Raw genomic sequence first — 15,150 nt, forward strand, 5'->3', positions numbered from 1 at the left:
TCTCTCCTTCACTCTCTTTCTATTCCAAACCTGCAACTGACTTCTCCATAATAGAGCGAAATTCTTCTATCGCTAACAAGCTCTCACGTGTATCCTCCACGTCCCACGAATAATCCCAATAATTCGGCAGAAAGGGAAGCTGCATTCGTTCCTTAACAAAGGCATGAGCCGCTATTTCTCGTGTCTGTCGCACTGCTGCCGTTCTTTTAAAGCCTAAAAACTGCATCGTTTCGATTCGTTCCAATTGCTCTGTCGTAGATCGAGTCTGTTCTTCTAACAGATGAAACAACTCATGCAGCAAAACTGCTTCCTCTAGCTGCGCCAACGTTATGTTATGGTCACGAGCTACCTGCCTCAATGACTGCTGATACATTCGAATGGTCTTCTTATTTTTAACAAGCTCCAAGGTCCCGCGAACTGTCTCTGTCTTGCCAGTTATTTCCTTTATTACCGTGACACCTAAGCGGTCGCACAGTTCGCTTGAATCTACAAAATCAACTGTCACAGCCAGCTGCTTACCATATGCAAGCGCACCATCAATATAGTAGCGGATCTTTTCTGTAGGGATTTTATGAAAAAAGGTATCCTTACGCAATTCCAGGTATGCTAAAAACCGATCATCTGTTTTCAGCTTTATGGCATCAATACTGCTGATTACATGCAATGATCAACAACTCCTCGTCTGTCTGAATACTCGCCATGTCCAAATCCACCAGCATCATCAGCTGTGAAAAATCCTGTGTCGCAAAATCCATCAATCTAGCACCGGCACAAATATAAAAATCCGGTCGAACGATCAAGTCTGATTTATAATTCGCCATATCCTCCCATAAGGTACGTAAGGCTTCTAAATAATTTTGAATAGACGTCTTGATGATTTGAGCATTCCCACGCTGCACCTTAATAAAGCCTTTATTGTCGATCACTCGGATAGCATTTCCAGTAGCTTCCTTTTTCCCAAAAATATAAAAATGTCTATTTTCCGCTAATAACTCGACACTTTCCTCTGTTCTTCTAAAATCATTTTCAGCAATGTCGCGCGCTTCCCCTAAGGTACACTGCTTCGATAGATCACAGGTCTGTACCTCGGTAGAGCCGGTTGCCATCGCAGTGACCTTTTGTGTTTGAGAATCAATATTGATATGCACCTCAACAGTTTCCTTAACGGCACCACTTTCGATGGCTTTATTCAACGCTTCGTTGCGAATTTGTTGAATCTCCTGTTTAGATGGACTAGGGATAATTCGTTCAACCACGTCCTGTACCATCGAGAGCGCAACGCCAATCGAAGAGATCACCTCTGCATTTTCAGGGATGCTATAGTTCAGTTCCATCTTTTCCGCACAGTAGCTTAATAAAGAGGAGGCACCGCCGCCAACACCCACTAACGACAATTGTTCCTTCTCCAGTTTGTACTTACGAGCAAGTCCCATGATTACTGGTTCGATTTTCTCAAAAGCCTTTTCGAGAATAGCCGTAGCAGTCTCCTCAATACTCAAGTTTAAATACTCAGCTAATGGAGCCATCGCCTTGCGAGCTGCTTTTACATTTCCGTAAGAAAAATGCTCCTTTTTCACTAAACCGAGCACATTTGCCGCACAGGTATTTGTCAATGTTACGCGCTTGCCGTTTCTCAGTCGAATCGCCACATAATCAGCGGAATCTCCTGCCCTCGGTGCAAAGAACTCTAGCTGCGGATCAATAATTTCTTCCTCTGGAGTAAACACGGCATAGTCCATCCCTCCGATATGCGCGCTCCGGGGACCACGTCAATCAGCTTATGCTGTCCAGCACGAACCATACTGCCTCCAGCAACGCCCAACACTCGCACATCCAGCGAACTGATGTAGGTACTGCGTCCATTAATCTGAGAATAATCAATCACTGGACGACCATCCTTGATCACACCGATATTGGTCGAAGTTCCACCAACTTCAAAGTAAATCCCGTTCGAGGCTCTCAAATAAATCAAGGCTCCCATCACACTCGCGGCGGGCCCAGAAAGCATGGTCAATACTGGCCGCTTCTTCATTTCCTTAACATCCATCACACCGCCGTCACCTCGCATGATCATCAAAGGAACATCAACGCCTGTCCCCTTCACGCCTGTTTCGGTAGAATCAGCTGTTTCCAACATTTTCGGTAAAATAGATCCATTGATGACCGCTGTCCGCGTCCTGCGAGATAATCCATAAAGTTTGGTGATTTCCGAAGCCATCGTCGCCTTCAGCCCTTTTGCATGCAGGACATCGTTGATTTGTCGTTCAGAATCCAAATCATCGACACCAAATGCGCCGCTCGTGACAAACACCTGACACCCTTCTGCACAAAGCTCATCAATTGCCTGAGCAATCCGTTCCTCACTAAGCTTTTTTTATGAATGAAACGGCTGCTGATTTGAATCTCACGCCCAGTTCCCAATTCCAAACGGTTCAAGCTGGTCTGACGTTTTGTCAAAAAAGCTTCAAAGCTGCCTCCAGCTGTCGCAATAACTCCCACCTTCGCCACATCACCTTCCAAAAGTGCATTGGTCGCCTGTGTGGTACTGTGTGCGACAAAAACAACCTCATCTGCTGAAATATCATGTTCTTCTAAACATTTTAGAAAAGAAGCAACGACGCCCTCCGCAACCCCTGCTTGCGCAGCATGTGTTGTTTTTACAGAAGATTTCCCGATGATCTGCTTTGTTTGATTATCAATCGCCACTGCCTTGGTATGTGTACCACCAACGTCGATGCCTACCCGTATTTTTCTTTTCTCCATGTCTTCCTCACCTTCTTAGCCGAACCAGAAATAGGTCAGCAGCTCCAATACGATACAAATAACGATTCCTGGAATAAAAGCCATTTTCATATAGCTTTTACTTTCGATCTGAGCATACCCTAGTCCCCATGACACCCATGAGGTAGTGATATCGAAATGTCCCATACCGATCAGGATCGAAATAAATAGCGGATAAAGAAATTCAACAGACCAGTCGGCGTTTTGCTGACTGACGACAGCAAGGATCGCTGCCCCGCTGCCAACTAGATTCATCGGTCCACGAAACCAAGTAAACGGTGATAGGAAAATAAACAGTAGACACAGTAACAATGTCGATTGAGGAATGACTCCACCAAGCATTGCTTGAAAATAAGGACCAGCAAAGGATGCAGCCGCATTGAACATGGCAAGACATAACCAGAAACCCACCAGCGAAGCTGTATCCTTGACCGCATCCGCATATTGCTTTGTCAACATCCGACTGATCGAACGAAAATCAGCGCCCAGCTCCTGGCAAACAACTAAAGCAAATAAGCCGCTAAGAATAAAGCACAGGATCATCGGCAATCTTAAAAGAATCACCCCAATCACTGGCAAAAATGGTGTAACTAACGCTAAATTCGGCGCGTTTTTAACTGTTGGAACTGCTGCTGTCGCTTCCCAGTTAAAGAACTTCGCTTCCCGTTTCATATAGATCAGTGAAAATATTGCTATGATCACCAGCATGACAGCAAATGCTGTAATTCCAAACGGAAAATAATCTGAGTATGTATAGTCAGCCTCCCCCGTGTTAAAAAAAGCCCGATATTGTGTGAAATTGATTGGATTCAGGAAAATTCCCGCAGCAACTGAGCCCGTATAAGAAAACAAGGCGATCCCCTTTGGTATTCCAATAGAAAACAATATTGGCAGCACCACAACAGCAATAGATATGACAGGACCGGCACCTGTCAGAGAAGTAAAAATGATTCCAGTGATTAAGCTTACCAAAACAAGAATGAGTGCAGAATTATCTCCTCCAAGCTCGACGGATTTTCGGATGATCGTCGAAGCAATCTCAGTATCCAAAAGTACTCGGCCAAACCAAGCCCCAAAAAAGATATTGACTAAGACACCACCCCAACTCTCCGGTGCTCGTTGATAGACCGCTTGCAGCATATCGACAGCAACTGATGCACTGCTTCCTGTTGCCAGTTGATTGATGATTGGAACAATCGTCCATAACGTCGCCATCAAAATAAAGCCGATCATTAAATTGTGCCCTTTAATCGAATACACGACCAACCCGACAAATGACAGCACTAAAATCAATCCACTTATAAAAGACATCATTCTCCCCCTTACTCCTAAAAGCCTGAATCACTCCCCAGACCCTTTACTCAGACACTTCTTGAACTGACTGGAATCGGCACAAAATAATCAGTTATTTTGCCCCAATTCCTCGTCAGCCACTTATTTATTTGAATACATCGTAATCGATCGATCAGAAATCGACTCTGCGGCCTTCTTCTGCTGACAAATACGCTGCATAGATTACTTTAATCGTATCATAAGCTAGATCCAGACCAGACAACGGTTCGCGATTTTCTGCAACCGCATCAACAAAATCTTGGAACTGGTTCAAATAACCTCTTAAGGTTTCTTCTGAAACAAAGACCTTGTTCCAGCCAAGCTTCTCCTGCAGCTGTTCCGAGATATAGACATCCTCTAAGCCATCCTCATCAAGGAAATAGGTCGATAAGTTGTCCGCAGGTGTAATCGTATTAACTAAGGCGCTATCATTCGTGTACACTTCCACGTAGTTTTTCACGCCGCCCAGTGTATTGTCGTTAGAAATAGAGATAGCCTTTGTCCCATCAGTAAACGTAATAATGATCGTCGCGAAATCTTCCGTATCGACTGACTTCGCTGGGAAATAGCGTTTGTCATGCTCGTTCAAGTTTGGCGCTAATCTTGCGGTCTCTGCTGTTACACTTTGAATCCCAATTTCTTCCCCACGTGCTCTCGCTTCTCGTTCTTTTAAGAACAGCATGCCGCCGATTGGATGACTGCCTAGACGAATCAGGGAACCGCCGCCTGCTAATGACCAGTGAGCAGAAGCTGGAGAAGTGGATGAACGAATGCTTTCTTCCCCCTTCATATACATGATCTTGCTTTTCTTCGCTTCAATGATTTCAGCTGAGCGTAAAATATTTGGTGAATACACATAATTCTCTGCATACATGAACAAAACATTTGAGGCTTCAAATCTTGCCCGACACTCATCAATATCCTTTAGAAGACTCTCGTACATTTTTACTTTTGGAACAGTTAAACCAATCGGCTCTTCCTCGTCCTCTTCACCGAAATAACCAGTCAATGGTTTTTCACAAATGACATGCTTTCCAGCCTCCAACGCTTGATAGGCAAGCTCTAAATGAGTCACTGGCGGTGTGATAATATCGATCACATCAATTTCCGGATCTTCAAGGATTTCTTCATAGGTTTTAGCGACCTGTTCAATAATGTCCCATTTTTTACATAACGCCACTGCTTTTTCTTCAACCACGTCATAAACATATTTGATTTTGAAGTCCACACCACTCACTCTTGTGTAGGCATTTGTATGGAAATTTCCCGCAAATCCTGCGCCGATAATCGCTGCTCTTACTTTTTTCATCTATTCATTCTCCTCAACTCGAATTATTTACTTGCTTCTGCTAAATTAGTGATTTCCTTCATACTGATAAAAGCTTCTGGACCAAAAACTTTTTTATATCTGACAAATACGATTAACGCTAGAACAAAGGCCAACCCAGATACCGCCGCGTTATAAACCATCGTATTCATCGTATTCGTATTAGCCAGCCAGCCGGTAATAACAGGTGCTGAAAATACGGCAATCGAATTTAGACTATAGACCATGCCGGTGATCTTCCCTTTGCTTCCTGGGAAAAGCTCAGCCATTGTGGTCAATCCTAATTGCAACATACCGCTGGTAAAGCCGGTCACCATCACGGTGATAAAACACAAGAGCGGTGATGGAGCAATCGTTAACGCGATCAAACAAACCATCGTGATCAATGGATAGATCAAACAGATAACGATCGGGCGAACACGATCTCTTACTAGATAGCCCGTAACGAAGACACCAATAACGACACCCAAGCTGAAATAAGTCAACATTTTAGATGCGGCAGCAACACTCATTCCCGCATATTCCTCAGCCACTTTCGCCATCCAGACCTGCACGACTGTAAAAATCGTCGTCGAGGTGAAGCCCATTAAAATAAGGCAGACTCCCTCGATTGCCATCTTCGGTTTTTCATAAAAAGTTCGTTTGACTTCTTTTTCTGCTGCACCAGATTGGGTAGACAATGCAGGAAAGCCACGAGTAAACATAAAGACAATATTCAAAACAATATAGCCAATCACAATATAAAAGGACAGGCTGTAATTCAGATTTTTTTGAATAATAAAACTAAATATGAACGGCATGATAAACTGCCCGGCTGCCGAAAAGAACTTGATTGCTAGATTCGCTGTTCCTGCTGATGTCGGAAAAATTTCCATCAGCGCAGGATAGGTCCCTGCATCAATGAAGGAGTTACACATCCCTGCCAACACCGCAAAGAACAATGCGATCGGCACATTCGGACTGAGCAAAATCCCCATAAAATAAACGATAAAACCCACCATACCAATGAGAATAAACGGCTTTCGTCCAAACTTATCAGAAAGCACTCCTGAGATAAATAAAACAATAAATTTCCCGATACCGATACCGGAAACAACTAAACCAAAGCCAGTTCTATCCGTTCCAAACTGCTCCATCAAGGCATCCATATTCATTGAAAGAATAATGACACTTACACCGATCACTATATAGTTCAAATACATGCAGACAGCAGTCAAAAAATACTTATTCTTCATTTTCTACCTCCAATATTGTGTTAGTTTTCACAATAAGATATAAAATTAATCGTTTACATAACAAAACTGTCAGTAATAGTTATGGATAAAAAAGCGCTTTTCTTTCCAAAACCACTATAAAACGAATCCATGATAGAAACAATCTCAATTCTCCGCATTATTCATAACAAAAAAGTTATATATCAATCTGTGAAAAATGATACAATTATAAAAAGAAATCTTGGAGGGGAACCGATTGAATATCAAAAATCTAGAAGCCTTCTGTCGCTTAGCAGAGTTAGAGCATTATGGAAAAACAGCCGATGAGCTGGGGATCGCTCAACCGACGCTTAGTCGTACGATTAAACGTATAGAAGAAGAGCTCGGGGTTGTCTTATTCAGACACCATGGACGAAACATCCATTTAACCAAAATTGGGAAAATTTACTATGAAAGTGTCCAGCAGGGGCTCGAAAAAATTGCTGCCGGGACGAAATCTGTTCGCGATTTAGTCGATCCGTATTCAGGAAGTATTGATCTAGGCTTCATCTTTACCTTAGGTCCAGAGATTATTCCACAGCTGCTGCAGCAATTCCGCAGTGATAGCCATCGCAGGAATTTCAAGTTTAAATTCTGGCAGGGAAATAGTCCAAGGCTGATCGAAAATGTAAAGAATGAGACCTGTGATTTTGCCTTATGCTCTTTTTTGAAGGACGAACCTGAAATCGAGTTTATCCACATATTAGATCAGCCGTTGGTAGCTATCGTTGCTAATAGTAATCCTCTTGCGTCAAAAGAAACTGTTTCACTAAAGGAACTATCAGAATACTCCATGATCTTATCCCTAGATAAAACCTACTACATGGAAAAGCTCTTTGAAAAGCAGCAGCTGCCCCTGAAAATCTCCTGCCGCGTAGAAGAGGATCAGGCATTGGCCGGACTCGTTTCCATCGATATCGGCGTGGCTATTTTACCCTTTAATAATTTACTAGAATTTCATGATGTCAAAGTTTTACAATTGGAGGAGTCGCAATCCCGCTGTGTCTATCTCGCGAAAAAGAAAGATGCATTGCTGACCTCAGCTGCATTGGAATTTGAGCGGTTTCTAACAAATAAAGAATTCCAAGAAAAGCTTCTGCCAGAGCCTAAATAATAGGAAAAAACAGCCGATCCACGAAAGGGGTCGGCTGTTCTATGGCATTACTTTTCGGTACTCACTCTATCTATGAGTCCCTACACAAAACATAATTATGTCTTTAAATACTTCTTTTTTGCTGTTTAATAAAAAATCGTGAAAGTATTATTTCTACTTTTTCAACTTTGTTATATATTCTACATGCAAAGAATAATTCTAACGTTTTTGAGGAGGAGTATTATGGATAATTTTGAGTATCTGGATGACAAACAGTGGTCACCGTTATGGGAACGTTACTTGGCAAATGCATTGGCTTTTGATCCTTCACTGGCTCATGAAATAAACTGTATTATACCAATTCCCCAAAAAACAGGTGTCCTGATTTTTACAGATGATCATATCTATTTTAGTAAAGTCAGCGCAATAGCAACACTTCACCGTTTTTCTTTAAAACATTCTTTTCCCGAGTATCGAGTACTTTCGCTTTGTTTAAAAGAAACAGGCTGCTTTGGAAAATACAAATTTCCTTGGGTCTGCCCTTACTTTTGCTTGTTCCCATTAGAGGGAAAAGACCAAACGACCTGGATTAATCCCTATAAAATCTCTTCTATTTTCAAACGTCAGGGACAGCACTACGCAGAAATGACTAACGGACTTCATCTGATCCTTCCTGTCCAACGAAGACGAGTTATTTCTAGAGCAGAGCTTGCTTGTCTTATTTTAGCTACTATGCGCCGTGGCTTTTTTCACTTTGTCATTCCTGGATATATGCCACTAGATTATTTGTACTTTCCCAATACTGCATTTGCGGACACTCTTCGTGCTCAATCAAAATTAAAGAAGTTTCGAACCGCTTTAGGTGAGCTTAACCATCTTTATAACAGAACTTATTCTCTTTATCACTGTGAAGAGCTGATTGATGATCCTCGAGATATCGATGGGATTGACTGGCTGTGAGTTGATATTGAAAAAACATGCTGATGACTAGAATGGACATCAGCATGTTTTTTCAGTCTTTCTAACCACGCCTTTTTATTTGATGAGACTAAATATTAAACATTCGAGTCTAAAGTAACACTAGATAGCCTATTCCGTCTCTGACTTCCACTTTTTCAGCGTCTCAATATCTATGCCGCTTGTCTCTTATATCCCTTTCAATGAGAGAGAGGTTTGCATTAAGTTTAGAATCGCATTCGTTTTTCTTCCCGATTCCTTTTTCGCTCTTCTTCTCGGCCAATTTTCTTTCCCTTTGCTATGCCTTCATCCCTAGCGTACTCCAACTCTGCCTCTGCTATTGCTTTGGCTTTATCGATTTTCATGATCATTTCCTTTTCCTCCTCTTCCAATATTAAGAAATCTGTCTTCTTTTTCGCTTCTTTGATATAGTCAGGGGCGTCAGTCTCCCGAATTCTAAGTCTAATAACTCTTTGACGAACACTTTTAGAATATGCTGGGAATCCTCCGAAGTTAATAATTTTTTGAATAATAGATCGTTGGTTGGTAAATACACTTGCATCTCTTTTTCCTGCCTTCCAGACAACAGGTTTTCTCGCCTACATTATCGCATGGCAAAACAACCGCTATCAAAGTCCTCTTACTCTAAAATACGCAGAAAAATAGAAAGTATTTACTTCAAATCAGCGATCTCTTTTTAGTAAAACTCTTTATTATAAACCAAATAGAAATCGATTTCAAATCGCAATTTGACACTTACCCCCCTCAATTTGACCTGTTTTGGGCAAAAATAGGGGGTTTTTACCTCGAAATGAGTCAAATTGAGGGGGGGTAGCGGTTATTTTGCGATTCGCATATTTTCGAAAAATTGATTATCTTTTAGTCACCGGCCGGAACAAAAATCATTTATCGAAATGGAGGAAGAAAAATGATCCAAAAAATTGGCAACAAATTACAAGTTCAAATTGATGCAGGCGAAGACAAACCAAAGAAAATGACTTTTCAAAACGTAATCGATGAACCCACCGAGGAAGACGTTCTTGAACTGGGAAATATCTTAACAGAGCTTTCACCTGAAGGCAGCAATCTAGATGGCGTGATCCTAACAAGTCAATCACGTTATACCAAATAATAGAAGGGGGAGAAAACATGGTAAAAATCGTCGCAGTTTTTAAAAACAGTCTAGGAAAGAGTCATACCTGGAGTTTCTTGAATCCAGATCAAAAAAAGACAAACGCAGAGGTCAAAAGCTTGCTGCAACGTCTGACTAACGTAAAATTATTTCACAAAGATGGCGCGGTTCTCTTCGACTCGGTCGAAAGCGCGAAATATGTCGAAACAACTGAGAAAGTTATTTTCTAATTAATAGGAATTTGAGAAGTGCGGTAGCGCTGCCGCACTTCTCTATTAAAAGGAGGAAAAAATATGAATGAGCAGCTTTTGTCGCATCAGCAGATCTTTTCACTTAAACCGCAAACGTTAGAAAAACGTATCATGGATTATTACCAAGAAACACAAAACAGTAGTTTAACGATCAAATATATCTTAGCTTTACGCGTGAGATGCCAGTTAGGTGCGCAGGAGTTTGCTCACATTTTGCAGGAGCTTGTTCGCTATCTTTTCATGAATACCAAGGCCACACGTACTATGAAGCGGTTCTTCTATTATTTTCAGGATTACTTCATGGATTCTGAGTGGAAACGATTACGCTTAAAAGTCTTTCCATTAAGAAACTTTGGTGAAACGATTCAGTCAATTGTCCGGTCACTTATTTCAACTGTACGACCAGAAGAAAATACAGAGTCATGATAACCACCTACGCAAATAAAAAATAAAAGAAAGGAAACGAAAAAGATGAACCAGGATTTAGTAGTAACATTTGGAAAAAACAACGGCAAAGAACACAACTGGACCTATAAAGGGTTAAACCCTAACCTGTCAACGCCAGAAATCAAAGAAGCTTGCGAACTATTAACGACACTAGATATTTTTGAACAAGATGGCGTAAAACTATTTGATTCAGTGGTTACAGCAAAAGTCTTAACTCATAGAGAACGTCTAATCTTTGATCCAGAAAATGATTGCGCGCCTGACGAGCCACAGTCCAACGAACCAAATTGTGCAGAGGAACGCTATTTTAAAGTCAGCGATACATCAGAAAAAACAAAAGAAAACCTTCCATTCAATGTAATGAATTCTCGGACACCTTTTATTGCGCCTATCTCGAATTCAGCATTAGACCAACCACGTGGGCGTCATTATGAACAATTGACGCAGGTTCAACCGCTAGAAACTACAGAAGTCTCAATAAAAGTAAAAAAGGATGCACTTCCACCATCAAATAAACATCTTCAGGTGGAAACTATTGATAACGGCGGTCAAAAACAGGAGTCTGATACAAATCGTATCTCCAAAGCGGAAAATCCTAACACAAAAAAAGATAAAGGACTGTTTCAGCGTATCTTCGGAAGAAGGGGTAAAAATAAAGAAGACCCTGCCAGCAATCAACGAGAATAAGCTTTTTCACAACTAAATCCTGTTAATCATGCGTAGGAAGGACTAGCACCCCCTACGATCACGATCCTAGGGGGTATATTTGAAGAAAGAGCAGGTATTTTAAATGAAACTTATCGTATTTTCAGCTGGAGGAACCCTTCTTGATTATCTATTCGGAGGAAGCGTCCCAATCATTGGTATCTTTTTGTCTATGACTGGTTTGGACCTTCTAACGGGATATGGCAAAGCACTGAAAAGTCATACATGGGCATCCTCCATTAATCTTTATGGCCTATTTACCAAATTCATCACCTTTTCAACGATTATTTGTGCCGCTGCATTAGATAAGATCGCGCCGATTGTCGGTATTACCTTACCCGTCAATGTGGCACTGATCTGGACGGTTTTATTGATCATCTATGAAATCGGCTCCATCTTAGAAAATGCCCATGACTTTGGTCTGAAGATCACTTGGCTCCAAAAGTGGTTGCAGATCTTTGAAAGCAAAGTCGATGACTATCCTGATAAAGATGATCAGGAAAATAATGTTCAATAAGGAGGCGGACTTATTGCCTAACACTGAAACAGCTTTGCAATACGGGCTGGCGTTACGTGGAAAGATTTGCTATTCCATGTCATACAGACTTGGTGAACGTTCGATGGATTGCTCCAGCTTCGTATTCCGCTCGCTGATTGCGGCTGGCTTTCTTCCGAAAAATGCTTTTATCGGCAACACGGAGACACTCTTTGGATTAAACGGAACTTTACTGAAAGAAATTAATCGCAATGATGTTCGTCGCGGCGATTTATGGGTTGCAGGTCATGAAGGAGCGTCACTAGGATCAGCGGGACACACTGGCTGGTTCTTGAAAGATATCTATGGAGACGCCTTGCACTGTACGTATTCCAAAGGCTGTCAAAACATCGCAGTCACAAAAGCTATTGGTTGGATGGGCGATTTTTCAGGCTTGCCTGTGCGCTATTTTCGAGTAAAAAATACAAGCGTCAGCGGTCCAGGTGAAAATAGCAGTCAGCAGCGAATCTTATCAATCGATGGTTCTTGGGGACCAGCGACTACTAGACGCCTACAGGAAATGTTGAATTGTTCAATTAAAGACGGGATCATCAGCGGTCAGATTGTAAACCGTGCCAATCAGTTCGTTCCTTCTGTTCGGTTTGGTTATGGCGGTTCAAATGTGATCCGTGCACTCCAGATCTTATTACGTGTGTCGTCAGATGGAAATTTGGGCCCTATCACCTGTCTTGCCTTGCAGCAAAGGATGGGGACAATTGCAGATGGTATGATCAGTCCAGAATCTGATTGTGTAAAGGTTCTGCAAGATCGATTGAATAAAGGAACGCTATGACGAAATGTATTCTGAATGATGACACCCGTAATTTTTAATCGTGGAGTTGATAATTAATAGAAATGAGGGGATAAAATGATCCAAACTAAAATCTTATCTGTGCCAAAATACAACTCATTTTTTGAACGGCAGGCAATCGAACGATTAATCCATTTAAATCATTATTTTCCTACAAAAAGCCATTACCCCATCCGACGACTTCGAATCAAGGAAAAACATATCGTACCAAGTAATTATCAGGATGGGCAATGGCACCTTTGTCCTGGTTGTAAACACGCATTCCTTGAAGAACTGGGGGATTATATCTACAGCTATCATCCCAGCAACTTAAATCTTGCAAACAACTTCATCAGGTTTGATCGAAAAAAGTGGGAGAACGCAGTTTATTGCTGCTCGAAGGAATGTTTAACCAAAGTAGTCGTGAGATTTGCTCTCGCCAGTGTAACGGATCAGGGAAAGAAGTTTATCCATATGAGGCGAATCCGTATGGATATAAAAGAAGTTATTGAGAACTTTCATTGATTCAGACAGATCATTACATGAAAAAAATCAGACAAACCCTTAAAGTGTTTGTCTGATTTTTCAATGAAATTTTTTAGTTCCTTAACGATTAGCAGAACGTGCCATTCGTACAAAGGTATGTCTTCTGCCTCGAATAGCAATTGAAGCATCAAAAATAGTCGTAGGTACTGGCATTCCAGATACTCCGGCATCGCCTAGCTCGAAAACATCTGCACCTGCTCGTTTTGCAGAAAGTGCGATTTGTTGAATGGATTCTTTATCTGTTCCTTCTTGAGAAGTCCCTACTGTACAAGAGACTAACGCACCCTTCTTTCGTACAGCTGAAATGATTTCAGCTAGTTGATTTTCAGTTACTCCAGCGACTGAACCTGGACTCGGTAAGACAAGGAGATCAACACCGGCATCAACGTATTGTAAAAGAGCCTCTAATGACAGATCCATACCATGACTGATCACCGGATTCAGCATCAATAAGCCTTGGTAACTCTCTCTCACTAAGCGAATATCTGAGAGGATTCGTTCAACTGTTGCCTCAGGCTTCACGTAAGCGGTCAAGGAAAGGAAGTCCGCACCTTTAGATATCGCTTCTTGGATAGATTCTCTATTTACTTGTTTAAATGTTGGGATGCCATCAGCGATTTCCAAATTCAGACCAATTCCTGTACCAGTCAACTCACGTAATTGGGACAGATGGTTTATTTCTCCAATTCCGCCTATCGATAATTTCTGCACATCAACCGCCTTCAATAGCAGCAGATCTGCTCCAAATGCCGCTGCCATTTCTCCATTCGTTACCTCTGGATATAATGGTGCTGATTCAGCTGCGACATTTGCCAAAATGACTCGCCCTTCTGATGCTTTGATGGCTTCCTTCAATTCTACTGGCGTAGTATCTTTTCCAAAGTCTGAAGCGGAACAGGCTAAAATTCGTTTCATGTTAAATCCTCCACTTTATAAACACTTGGACTAGGCTGGTTAAATCCGGCCTCTAAAATTTGAATATTGGTCAGTGCCTCTTCTTCAGAGACTAACTGAGGCGCACCGTTTTTTAGTGTTTCATAGACAGAATCATAATAGCGACCGTAGTCACCCACAGGCGTTTTGATCTGCTTTTCAATCCAGTCACCATTGGCATTGCGATATTTTGCGATCCCGTAATACATGACTGAATCCTCTCCAAAGCCTGCTGATCCTGGCATAATACCAGCTTTTAAGTCGTTTTCCTGCTGATCCTCCCCATATTTTATGAAAGAGCCATTACTACCATGGACGATAAAGCGCGGATAACTGCTGGCTACAACATGGTTAGTTTTTACTTTTACTTTAAATGAATTCCCATAATGCAGATCAACATCAAAATAATTATCCACTGCCTCAACTGCTTCATTATTTCGAATATCATAGACTACCTTATCCGGACGTCCAAATAGGGCGATCATTCGATCCACGAGATGGATACCTAACCCGTAAAAGGACCCATTCTCTTTGACTGCCGGATCAGAGATACTGCCAGGACGATAGTAATCAATATGTGTTTCTACTTCATTAAGTTCCCCTAAAAATCCCTGTTCAATCACTTGTTTAACCGCCAAATAATCACCATCAAAGCGTCGATTTTGATAAGGCATTACCAAAACACCTTTTTTCTTTCCTAGAGCAAACAGCTCCTTGGCATGCTCTAGCGTATCACAGAAAGGTTTTTCGACAATTACTGATTTCCCGGCTTCAATTACTTGTTTTGCCAACTCGTAATGGGTGTGTGCAGGTGTACAAATGGTCACCAATTCAATCTCAGGATCTTTCAAAATATCCTGTATTTCAGTTGTGAACGCCACACCTTTTTCGCGGTAAGGTGCTGCCATTTCCTCGTTAATGTTTAAATCAAAAATGCGTTTGACACACATGTTGTCTCTAATTGTAATATATGGCAAATGGTAGCGATTCGCGCTTTTTCCAAATCCAATAAATCCCATCGTTACTGTCATTGTCTTCTTCCTTCCAAAATCCAATCTAATCTAATTG

General features: G+C 41.5%; 16 protein-coding genes and 1 pseudogene. 9 read left to right on the forward strand and 8 right to left on the reverse strand.

What is annotated here, in order from left to right; translation table 11 throughout:
- Positions 1-19 precede the first annotated feature (19 nt).
- The 5 genes and pseudogenes from AUF14_RS09450 to AUF14_RS09470 form a co-directional block, all read right to left on the reverse strand.
- Entirely contained in the window at positions 20-664 is a 645-nt protein-coding gene (locus AUF14_RS09450) for a hypothetical protein (RefSeq protein ID WP_049221049.1), read from the reverse strand.
- A pseudogene (locus AUF14_RS09455) lies at positions 642-2,763 on the reverse strand (hydantoinase/oxoprolinase family protein). The gene AUF14_RS09450 and the pseudogene AUF14_RS09455 overlap by 23 nt, the downstream one beginning before the upstream one ends.
- A 15-nt stretch (positions 2,764-2,778) precedes the next feature.
- A complete protein-coding gene (locus AUF14_RS09460) occupies positions 2,779-4,092 on the reverse strand; it encodes a hypothetical protein (protein ID WP_049221047.1) in 1,314 nt (437 codons plus the stop codon).
- 154 nt (positions 4,093-4,246) lie between these two features.
- Positions 4,247-5,422: a Gfo/Idh/MocA family protein gene (locus AUF14_RS09465; RefSeq protein WP_049221045.1), complete on the reverse strand. Its 1,176-nt coding sequence runs from the start codon at positions 5,420-5,422 to the stop codon at positions 4,247-4,249.
- A 23-nt stretch (positions 5,423-5,445) separates the two neighbouring features.
- A complete protein-coding gene (locus tag AUF14_RS09470) occupies positions 5,446-6,675 on the reverse strand; it encodes an MFS transporter (protein ID WP_049221043.1) in 1,230 nt (409 codons plus the stop codon).
- Positions 6,676-6,910: 235 nt separating this feature from the next.
- Between AUF14_RS09470 and AUF14_RS09475 the strand changes: the two genes are divergently transcribed.
- Complete coding sequence (locus AUF14_RS09475) at positions 6,911-7,807, forward strand: LysR family transcriptional regulator (RefSeq protein WP_016181389.1); 897 nt, start codon at positions 6,911-6,913, stop codon at positions 7,805-7,807.
- A gap of 222 nt (positions 7,808-8,029) precedes the next feature.
- Positions 8,030-8,746: a hypothetical protein gene (locus AUF14_RS09480; protein ID WP_016181388.1), complete on the forward strand. Its 717-nt coding sequence runs from the start codon at positions 8,030-8,032 to the stop codon at positions 8,744-8,746.
- Positions 8,747-8,970: 224 nt separating this feature from the next.
- Here the strand turns inward: AUF14_RS09480 and AUF14_RS22505 are convergent, their stop codons facing one another.
- The gene (locus tag AUF14_RS22505) at positions 8,971-9,114 is read right to left on the reverse strand and encodes a hypothetical protein (protein ID WP_016181387.1); all 144 of its coding nucleotides are present in this window, start codon (positions 9,112-9,114) and stop codon (positions 8,971-8,973) included.
- A gap of 557 nt (positions 9,115-9,671) precedes the next feature.
- On the opposite strand from AUF14_RS22505, the gene AUF14_RS09485 reads away from it, so the two are divergent.
- From AUF14_RS09485 to AUF14_RS09515, 7 genes are all read left to right on the forward strand, one after another.
- Entirely contained in the window at positions 9,672-9,875 is a 204-nt protein-coding gene (locus AUF14_RS09485; protein WP_016181385.1) for a DUF1659 domain-containing protein, read from the forward strand.
- A gap of 17 nt (positions 9,876-9,892) precedes the next feature.
- Complete coding sequence (locus AUF14_RS09490) at positions 9,893-10,105, forward strand: DUF2922 family protein (protein ID WP_049221041.1); 213 nt, start codon at positions 9,893-9,895, stop codon at positions 10,103-10,105.
- A gap of 63 nt (positions 10,106-10,168) precedes the next feature.
- Positions 10,169-10,552: a hypothetical protein gene (locus AUF14_RS09495; RefSeq protein ID WP_049221039.1), complete on the forward strand. Its 384-nt coding sequence runs from the start codon at positions 10,169-10,171 to the stop codon at positions 10,550-10,552.
- 45 nt (positions 10,553-10,597) lie between these two features.
- Positions 10,598-11,260, forward strand: a complete 663-nt coding sequence (locus AUF14_RS09500) for a DUF2922 family protein (RefSeq protein WP_102866016.1) — start codon at positions 10,598-10,600, stop codon at positions 11,258-11,260.
- A gap of 103 nt (positions 11,261-11,363) precedes the next feature.
- On the forward strand, positions 11,364-11,795 hold the full coding sequence (locus tag AUF14_RS09505) for a phage holin family protein (protein ID WP_016181381.1): 432 nt from the start codon (positions 11,364-11,366) through the stop codon (positions 11,793-11,795).
- Between the two features lie 13 nt (positions 11,796-11,808).
- Entirely contained in the window at positions 11,809-12,606 is a 798-nt protein-coding gene (locus AUF14_RS09510) for a peptidoglycan amidohydrolase family protein (protein ID WP_227656339.1), read from the forward strand.
- A 75-nt stretch (positions 12,607-12,681) separates the two neighbouring features.
- Entirely contained in the window at positions 12,682-13,128 is a 447-nt protein-coding gene (locus AUF14_RS09515; protein WP_049219662.1) for a hypothetical protein, read from the forward strand.
- Between the two features lie 81 nt (positions 13,129-13,209).
- Here AUF14_RS09515 and AUF14_RS09520 read toward each other — a convergent pair whose 3' ends face one another.
- On the reverse strand, positions 13,210-14,064 hold the full coding sequence (locus AUF14_RS09520; RefSeq protein ID WP_049219660.1) for a DUF7916 family protein: 855 nt from the start codon (positions 14,062-14,064) through the stop codon (positions 13,210-13,212).
- Positions 14,061-15,113 (reverse strand): oxidoreductase, encoded by a 1,053-nt coding sequence (locus AUF14_RS09525; RefSeq protein ID WP_049219658.1) that lies wholly within the window; start codon positions 15,111-15,113, stop codon positions 14,061-14,063. The genes AUF14_RS09520 and AUF14_RS09525 overlap by 4 nt, the downstream gene beginning before the upstream one ends.
- Positions 15,114-15,150 lie beyond the last annotated feature (37 nt).

The sequence above is a fragment of the Enterococcus avium genome, assembly GCF_002891025.1.
GTDB classification, from domain to species: domain Bacteria; phylum Bacillota; class Bacilli; order Lactobacillales; family Enterococcaceae; genus Enterococcus_A; species Enterococcus_A avium.